The organism is Lapillicoccus sp. (assembly GCF_025353065.1).
Classification (GTDB): Bacteria; Actinomycetota; Actinomycetes; order Actinomycetales; family Dermatophilaceae; genus Lapillicoccus.
In genome coordinates, this window is record NZ_JANXRJ010000168.1 from 23,509 (window position 1) to 31,682 (window position 8,174).

The window sequence follows — 8,174 nt, forward strand, 5'->3', positions numbered from 1 at the left end:
GCATGAACAAGGTCAAGCAGATCTTCGGGGGCGACACCCGGCAGCTCGGGATGATCATCGCGCTGGTCGCCCTCCTCCTCTTCTTCCAGATCTGGAGCGGCGGACTCATCATCACGCCGAACAACTTCAACAACATCATCCAGGGCAACGCCTACATCCTCGTCCTCGCGGTCGGGATGGTCCTGGTGATCATCGCGGGCCATATCGACCTGTCCGTCGGGTCGGTCGCGGCCTTCGTCGGCATCGTCGTCGCCACGGCGATCCAGAACTGGGGACTGCCCTGGTACCTCGCGCTGGTGCTCGGCCTCGTCGTCGGCGCCGTGGCCGGAGCCTGGCAGGGCTTCTGGGTCTCGATCGTCGGGATCCCCGCCTTCATCGTGACCCTGGCCGGCATGCTCTTCTTCCGCGGTGCCAACCAGTTCGTGGGCAAGTCCAACTCGGTCACCGTGCCGAGCGACTTCATCCAGATCGGTGCCGGGACGCTGCCCGAGGTAGGCCCGAGCACCGGCTACAACAACCTCACCATCCTGCTGGGCGTCGTCGCCTGCGTCGGCATCATCATCGGCTCGATCCGGGGCCGTGCCAAGCTCGTCCGCATCGGCGCCACCGTCGAGGACGCGTGGATCACGTGGACCCGGCTGACCCTCATCTGCGCCGTCATCTTCGGCGTGATGCTGCTCTTCGCCTCGGGGACCAAGGGTTTCCCCTACTCCGGCCTGATCCTCGTGGCGCTCGTCCTGATCTACGGCTTCATCTCCAACCGGACGATCACCGGACGGCACATCTACGCGGTCGGCGGCAACAAGAACGCGGCCGAGCTCTCCGGGGTGAAGAGCCGGCGGATCAACTTCCTCGTCATGATGAACATGTCCGTCCTCGCGGCGCTCGCCGGCATGATGTTCGTCGCCCGGTCGACCGCCTCAGGACCCTTCGACGGCACGGGCTGGGAGCTCGATGCCATCGCCGCCGTGTTCATCGGCGGCGCCGCGGTCACCGGTGGAGTGGGAACGGTCGTCGGTTCGGTCGTCGGTGGGCTCGTCATCGCGGTCCTCAACAACGGTCTCCAGATCGAGAGCATCGGCGCCGACGCGACGCAGATGATCAAGGGCCTGGTGCTGCTTGCTGCCGTCGCCTTCGACGTCTACAACAAGCGCCAGGGCAAGCCCTCGATCACCGGGCTGCTGCTGCGCGGGGCCCGCGGTGGCCGCGGCGGCGGGACCGACGACCCCCAGGATCCCACCTCCGTGCCGCCGTCCGCCAAGACCGAGACGGCACGCACGTCGGAGACCATCGGTCAGTCCGGCTGACCTCACCAGAGCCACGTCCCGGGCGCCGCTCGGGACGCGTTGGACGCACTCGTCGATGAGTGCAAGAACATGAAAAGAGTACAGATGCGTACCTTCGCCAAGGTGCTGGCCGTCTCCGCGGCGGCCGCCCTCGCCCTGTCCGCGTGCGGCCGGTCGTCAACCACGACCCCCGGCGCCGCCTCGACCGGGAGCGCCGCAAAGAGCGGCTTCGCCGCCAACGCCGTCATCGGTGTCGCCCTGCCCCAGAAGACCTCGGAGAACTGGGTCCTCGCCGAGGGCCTGTTCAACAAGGGACTCGCCGCGGCCGGCTTCAGCGCCGACGTCCAGTTCGCCAACGGCGGTGTCGGGGAGCAACAGAACCAGATCTCCAGCATGGTCACCAAGGGCGCCAAGGTCATCGTCGTCGGCGCGATCGACGGCAAGCAGCTCGGCACCCAGCTCCAGGCGGCCAAGGACTCCGGCGCCACGGTCATCGCCTATGACCGCCTCGTCCTCAACACGGCCAACGTCGACTACTACGCGGCCTTCGACAACTTCAAGGTCGGTGTGCTCCAGGGCACGGCGCTCCTCGACGGCATGAAGGCCAAGAAGCCCAACGGCCCCTACAACATCGAGCTCTTCGCCGGGTCGCCCGACGACGCCAACGCCCAGGTCTTCTTCAACGGCGCGATGTCGGTCCTCCAGCCGAAGATCACCGACGGCACCCTCAAGGTCACCTCCGGCCAGACCGCGTTCAACCAGGTCGTCACCCAGGGCTGGAAGCCGGAGAACGCCCAGAAGCGGATGGACACGCTCATCGCCGCCCACTACGGCAGCACCACCCTCGACGGTGTCCTCTCCCCCAACGACACCCTGGCCCGCGCCATCATCACCTCGGTGAAGCAGGCCGGCAAGGCGATCCCGATCGTCACCGGTCAGGACTCCGAGGTCGAGTCGGTCAAGTCGATCATGAAGGGCGAGCAGTACTCCACGATCAACAAGGACACGACGAAGCTCGTGGCCGAGACGATCAAGATGATCGAGGCGCTGCAGAAGGGTGACAAGCCGACCGTCACCGACGCCACGTCCTACAACAACGGCACCAAGGTCGTCCCGGCCGACCTGCTCCCCCCGGTGATCGTCACCAAGGACAACGCGGCCGCGGCCTACCAGGGCACGAGCCTCGAGCAGTACACCAAGTAGGTCGAGCAGCACAGCACACAGGTCGCCGGTCACCGGCGGCAGCGCGCGGCCCGTCTCCCCTCGGGGAGGCGGGCCGTCGGCGTGCGGGGACGAGGCGGCATACGGACGAAAGGCGTTGGCGGGTATGCCGCGCCGTTGCTCCGGCCGGTCGGTGCCCGGCTAGAGCAGGACGGTGGTGAAGGTGCCGACCTCGGCAAAACCGATGGCGCGGTAGGTCGCTCGTGCAGCGGCGTTGAAGTCGTTGACGTAGAGCGTGGCGAGGGGGGCGACGTCGGCGAGGATGAGGGCCGTGGCCGCGGCCATGAGGGGTGCCGCGAGGCCCTGTCCGCGCAGCCGGGGGGCGAGCCAGACACCCTGGATCTGGGCGGCGCCGACCGCCACCGAGCCGACGTCGGCCTTGAAGAGGACCTCGCCCTGCTCGACCCAGACGTAGGTGTGGCCGTCCTGGATCAGCTGGGCGATGAGCGAGCGGTAGCCGCGGGAGGAGCCGTGGTAAGGCGGGTAGCCGATCTCGTCGGTGAACATCGCCGCCGCGGCGGGCAGCACCACGTCGACCTCGTCGTCGCGGGCGACACGGACGCGCGGGTCGATGACGAGTCCGAGGTCGGACGGCGGCGTCGACGTCTCCATCAGCGGCTGTCGCCAGCGGATCGACCGGGGCCGACCCCAGTGCGGGGCGAGGAGCTCCCACAGGGACTCGACCTGGTCCGTCGGACCGAAGATCGAGGCGCAGCCACGGTGCCACCGTCGCAGCCGCACGGAGATCGCCTCGAGCGCCTCGGGGTCGCACTCGACGGGGACGACGTTGGCCGAGACCCAGCACATGCCCCGCAGTTCGCCGTCGACGCGGTAGCCGAGCAGCGAGCCGGGCATCGCCCGCAGGACGCCCTCCTCGATGCGGGAGGCGACGAAGACGTTGGTGGTGGGATCGCGCGCGCAGAGCTCCAGCGCCTCGTCACGATCGGTGTTCGAGAGGGCGCGCACGGGTGAGCTCGTGCGGAGCATGGGCCAATACTTCCGGTAGTCGCGGGCCGTGTCGACTACCGCGGCATGACGAGTCTTCACGTCGTGGCGTGGCTGGGTGGCCGGCTCCCTGTTCGGGCCGGCCTCCGTCCCGTCGTCAGCCGACGGTGACCGTGGGCTTCGCTCCGTCGACATCGCCGTCCTCGGCCCGTTCCATGCCCTCGGCGATGCGCATGGCCTCCTCGATGAGGGTCTCGACGATCTGGCTCTCGGGGACGGTCTTGATGATCTTGCCCTTGACGAAGATCTGACCCTTGCCGTTGCCGCTCGCGACCCCCAGGTCGGCCTCGCGGGCCTCCCCGGGACCGTTGACGACGCAGCCCATGACGGCGACGCGGAGCGGGACCTCGAGGCCCTCGAGGCCCGCGGCCACCTGGTCGGCGAGGGTGTAGACGTCGACCTGCGCACGACCGCAGGAGGGACAGGAGACGATCTCGAGCTTGCGCGGGCGCAGGTTGAGCGACTGGAGGATCTGGTTGCCGACCTTGACCTCCTCGACCGGCGGGGCCGACAGGGAGACCCGGATAGTGTCGCCGATGCCCTGGGAGAGCAACGCGCCGAACGCGACGGAGGACTTGATCGTGCCCTGGAACGCCGGGCCGGCCTCGGTGACGCCGAGGTGGAGCGGCCAGTCGCCGCGCTCGGAGAGCTGCTGGTAAGCCTTGACCATGACGACGGGGTCGTTGTGCTTGACGGAGATCTTGAAGTCGTGGAAGTCGTGCTCCTCGAAGAGGCCCGCCTCCCAGACGGCCGACTCGACGAGCGCCTCCGCCGTGGCCTTGCCATACTTCTCCAGCAGGCGCGGGTCGAGCGAGCCGGCGTTGACGCCGATCCGGATCGAGACGCCGGCGTCCTTGGCCGCCTGGGCGATCTGCTTGACCTGGTCGTCGAACTTGCGGATGTTGCCGGGGTTGACGCGGACCGCGGCGCAGCCGGCGTCGATCGCGGCGAAGACGTACTTGGGCTGGAAGTGGATGTCGGCGATCACCGGGATCTGGCTCTTCCGGGCGATCGCCGGGAGCGCGTCGGCGTCGTCCTGCGTCGGGCAGGCCACCCGGACGATGTCGCACCCGGTCGCCGTGAGCTCGGCGATCTGCTGGAGCGTCGCGTTGATGTCGGTGGTCTGCGTCGTGCACATCGACTGGACCGAGATGGGGGCGTCGCCACCGACCTCGACCTTGCCGACCTTGATCTTGCGGGTCTTCCGGCGGGGAGCCAGGACGGGGGCCGGAGCCGCCGGCATACCGAGCGAGATGGTCATGCCTCAAGTATCGCTCCTGGCGCGAGGTGCCGCTGCCGTGGGCCGGGGGGTATGCCGTGGGTCACGTCGGGCGTCCAGACGTCGTCAGCTGCCCAGTTCTGAACGCTGCCCGCGCCCGGCCGGCGTTCGGAAGGCTTCAGCTGCCCAGTTCTGAACGCTGCCGCATCAGTTGACCTCGTCGCCCGGGAAGAAGCGGCGCCACTCCTCCCGGAAGACGACGGGATGAGCACCGCGCTGGACCCGCGCCTGGTCGATCCGACGCAGGGTGAGCAGCGGGCGCTTGTTCAGCCCGTCGCTGATGATCTGGACGATCCGCCAGTCGCGTCGCTCGCGAACCTCCTCCTCCCGCTCGATGTCCGAGGCCCAGACGTCCTCGGCATCGCGGCGATGGCGACCCTGGTACTCGATGGCGAGCCTCAGGGCCTCGTGGGCGAGCTCGAATCGGCGCTCGACGTCCCCGGTCGTGGGATGACGGATCTTGTCGTTGACCGTGAGCTCAGGCAGACCTGCCAGAACGACGAGCATCCGCAGCCGTGACTCCGGCGGGGAGTCGACTCCCTCCCGGACGAGCAAGGCAGCCCGCCGGAGGACCGTGGCGTGGTCACCCGTCCAGTTGTTCGCCTCGAACCGGAGCCGTTCGGGCGTCGTGACGGACCGGCGGACGAACCGGTCTCCCAGCACGACGAGCTCGACGAGGTCGAGGTAGCTCCCGAGATCGCAGAAGGTCCGATCAGGATCAGTGATCCGGATCCCCTGGTGCAGTAACGATTTGGGTGGATGCAGGAACCGGTGTGACTGGATCCCGACTTTTTGACAGTTGAGCTTGGCCGGGAGGATGAGGTGGATCTTGGAGCTGCCCGGGACGGCGCCGCCCCAGAGCAGGGCCGCCGTGTGGTGGCTGATGATGGCGACGGGTGGAGCGAGCCTCAGCGCCGCAGTCGCCCGGATCTTGACCGTCCGGGTGACGTTGCGCGAGATGTAGATCCCTTGGACGAGGCGAACGAACTCCGCTGAGGTCAGGCGCCGCCTCGAGATCTTGGCTGCCGCTGCCTCGGCGCTGGTGAATGGCGTCCGGAGGTCGAGCGGCTCGAGGTCGAGCGATGCGGCGTTCGTTGTCATGGGGACCAGCCTGACCCGACGAAGGCGCGGCCAGAAGAGTTATCCACAGACGCGGTGGTACACGGGGACGCGAGGCCAAGGTGCAGAAGTGGTCAGCTGCCCCGTTCTGAACGCCCACCACCCCGAAAGGCGTCCCGTCAGAACAGCTTGACCGGGTTCGCGAGGTCGGCGTAGATCAGCAGCGCCGACATGCTGATCAGGATGACGGCCATCGTGTAGGCGATCGGCAGGGCCTTGGCCACGTCCACATAGCCCGGGTCGCGACGGCCGGTCACCCGCGCGAACGACCGCTTCACGCCCTCCCACAGCGCGCCCGCGACGTGGCCGCCGTCGAGCGGCAGCAGCGGGATGAGGTTGAACACGAAGAGGGCGAGATTGAGCGACAGGATCATGTTGAGCAGGAAGACGATCTTCGTGCTCAACCCGTCCGGACCGAGGTCGGCCGCCGCGACCTCGCCGCCGATCCGGCCGACGCCGACGACCGAGATCGGCCCGTTGGCGTCGCGCGCGGCACCGCTGAAGGCCGCGTGCCAGACGCCGACCATCTTCTGCGGGATGTTGAGGAAGACGCCGGCCGTCTTGCCGAGCGCGTCGCCGATGTAGCCCGGCGCGGCGGTGACCGACTGCCGCTCCACCGCGATGGGCGACTGCGACGTCACGCCGAGGAAGCCGGCCTCGACCGTCACGGGGTTGCCTGCCGCATCCTTGAGCAGCGCGCCGTCGGGACCGATCTGTCCCACCTGGTTCTTCACCGGGATGACCGAGGTCGTCCTCGTGACCCCGTCCCGCACGTAGACGATGGTCGTCGCCTCGCCGGCTCGCGGGCGGATGAGGTCGCCCAGCGCGGTCCCCGGCGTGATCCGGACACCGTTGATCGAGGTGATGAGGTCCTTGGGCAGCAGGCCTGCCTCGAATGCCGGCGACCTGGGGTCGGTCGCCTTGCACGCGGTCTGGGCGGAGGCGGAGGCGGGCACGACGCACTGGCTCACGGACGAGACGAGGGCGCCGTCCTTGGCTACCTGGACGCCGTAGATCGTGATGATCCCGGTCATCAGGACCGCCGCGATGAGGAAGTTCATCACCGGGCCGCCGAGCATGACGACGACCTTCTTCGGCACCGCGAGCTTGTAGAAGACCCGGTCACGGTCCTGCGGCCCGACCTCTTCCATCGACTGCTGCCGCGCCTGGTCCATCAGCTGCGAGAACCGTCCGGTCGAGGACGCCCGGAGCATCGAGGGGTCCTCCCCCGGCTTCGGGGGGAACATCCCGATCATCCGGATGTAGCCGCCGAGCGGGATGGCCTTGATGCCGTACTCGGTCTCGCCCCGCTTGCGCGACCAGATCGTCGGGCCGAAGCCGACCATGTACTGGGTCACCTTGACGCCGAACCTCTTGGCCGGCACGAGATGGCCGATCTCGTGCAGGCCGATCGAGATGCCCACCCCGATGACGATGATGAGCACACCGATGATGAAGGCGACGACGGTCAACTGCTGTCCTTCCGCTCCTGCTGGACGAGGCCGTGTCCCGCGAGCCCCGCCCCATCATCCCCCAGTCCCAGCACTTCCCGCGCACGCGCCCGCGCCCAGCCGTCGGCCGCGAGGACACCGTCGACATCGAGCGCGACGGGATCCGCACCCGCCGAAACAGTCCCAGCCGTCGACTTGAGGTGCTCCTCCACGACCCTGGCGACGGTGTCGACGATCTCGGTGAACCGGATCCGGCCGTCGAAGAACGCCTGCACACACACCTCGTTGGCCGCGTTGTATGCCGCAGGAGCAGTGCCGCCCGCCACCCCCGCGCGCTTCGCGAGGGCTACGGCGGGGAACGCCTCGTCGTCGAGCGGGAGGAACTCCCAGGTCGCCGCGCGGGTCCAGTCGCAGGCCGGACCGGCGTCGGGCACCCGGTCGGGCCAGGCCAGGCCCATCGCGATGGGGATGAGCATGCTCGGCGGCGACACCTGCGCGATGGTCGACCCGTCGACGAACTCGACCATCGAGTGGATCATCTGCTGCGGGTGGACGACCACGTCGATCCGGTCGAAGGGGATGTCGAAGAGCAGGTGCGCCTCGATCACCTCGAGGCCCTTGTTGACGAGGGTCGCCGAGTTCGTCGTGACCACGGGTCCCATCGCGAAGTTCGGGTGGGCGAGGGCCTGCTCCCGGGTGACGTCGTGCAGCTCCTCGCGGCGCCGACCGAGGAACGGCCCGCCACTCGCCGTGACGACCAACCGCCGCACCTCGGCGACCGACCCCCCGCGCAGGCACTGGGCGATGGCGCTG

General features: G+C 68.6%; 7 protein-coding genes. 2 read left to right on the plus strand and 5 right to left on the minus strand.

Annotated elements, in window-relative coordinates; all coding sequences use genetic code 11:
• Positions 1–2: 2 nt before the first annotated feature.
• Positions 3–1,307: a multiple monosaccharide ABC transporter permease gene (gene mmsB / locus Q0R63_RS13385; protein ID WP_295698071.1), complete on the plus strand. Its 1,305-nt coding sequence runs from the start codon at positions 3–5 to the stop codon at positions 1,305–1,307.
• 84 nt (positions 1,308–1,391) lie between these two features.
• The gene (locus Q0R63_RS13390; RefSeq protein WP_295698075.1) at positions 1,392–2,489 is read left to right on the plus strand and encodes a sugar-binding protein; all 1,098 of its coding nucleotides are present in this window, start codon (positions 1,392–1,394) and stop codon (positions 2,487–2,489) included.
• Between the two features lie 159 nt (positions 2,490–2,648).
• Here Q0R63_RS13390 and Q0R63_RS13395 read toward each other — a convergent pair whose 3' ends face one another.
• The 5 genes from Q0R63_RS13395 to Q0R63_RS13415 form a co-directional block, all read right to left on the minus strand.
• A complete protein-coding gene (locus Q0R63_RS13395) occupies positions 2,649–3,494 on the minus strand; it encodes a GNAT family N-acetyltransferase (RefSeq protein ID WP_295698077.1) in 846 nt (281 codons plus the stop codon).
• Between the two features lie 115 nt (positions 3,495–3,609).
• On the minus strand, positions 3,610–4,773 hold the full coding sequence (ispG, locus tag Q0R63_RS13400) for a flavodoxin-dependent (E)-4-hydroxy-3-methylbut-2-enyl-diphosphate synthase (protein ID WP_295698079.1): 1,164 nt from the start codon (positions 4,771–4,773) through the stop codon (positions 3,610–3,612).
• Positions 4,774–4,938: 165 nt separating this feature from the next.
• Positions 4,939–5,892: a hypothetical protein gene (locus Q0R63_RS13405; protein ID WP_295698080.1), complete on the minus strand. Its 954-nt coding sequence runs from the start codon at positions 5,890–5,892 to the stop codon at positions 4,939–4,941.
• A 137-nt stretch (positions 5,893–6,029) separates the two neighbouring features.
• Positions 6,030–7,382 carry a site-2 protease family protein gene (locus Q0R63_RS13410; protein WP_295698082.1) on the minus strand — a complete coding sequence of 451 codons (1,353 nt, stop codon included), beginning with the start codon at positions 7,380–7,382 and terminating at the stop codon, positions 6,030–6,032.
• Positions 7,379–8,174 (minus strand): 1-deoxy-D-xylulose-5-phosphate reductoisomerase (locus tag Q0R63_RS13415; RefSeq protein ID WP_295698085.1); only part of this gene is annotated, 796 nt, incomplete at its 5' end. The genes Q0R63_RS13415 and Q0R63_RS13410, both read right to left, overlap by 4 nt.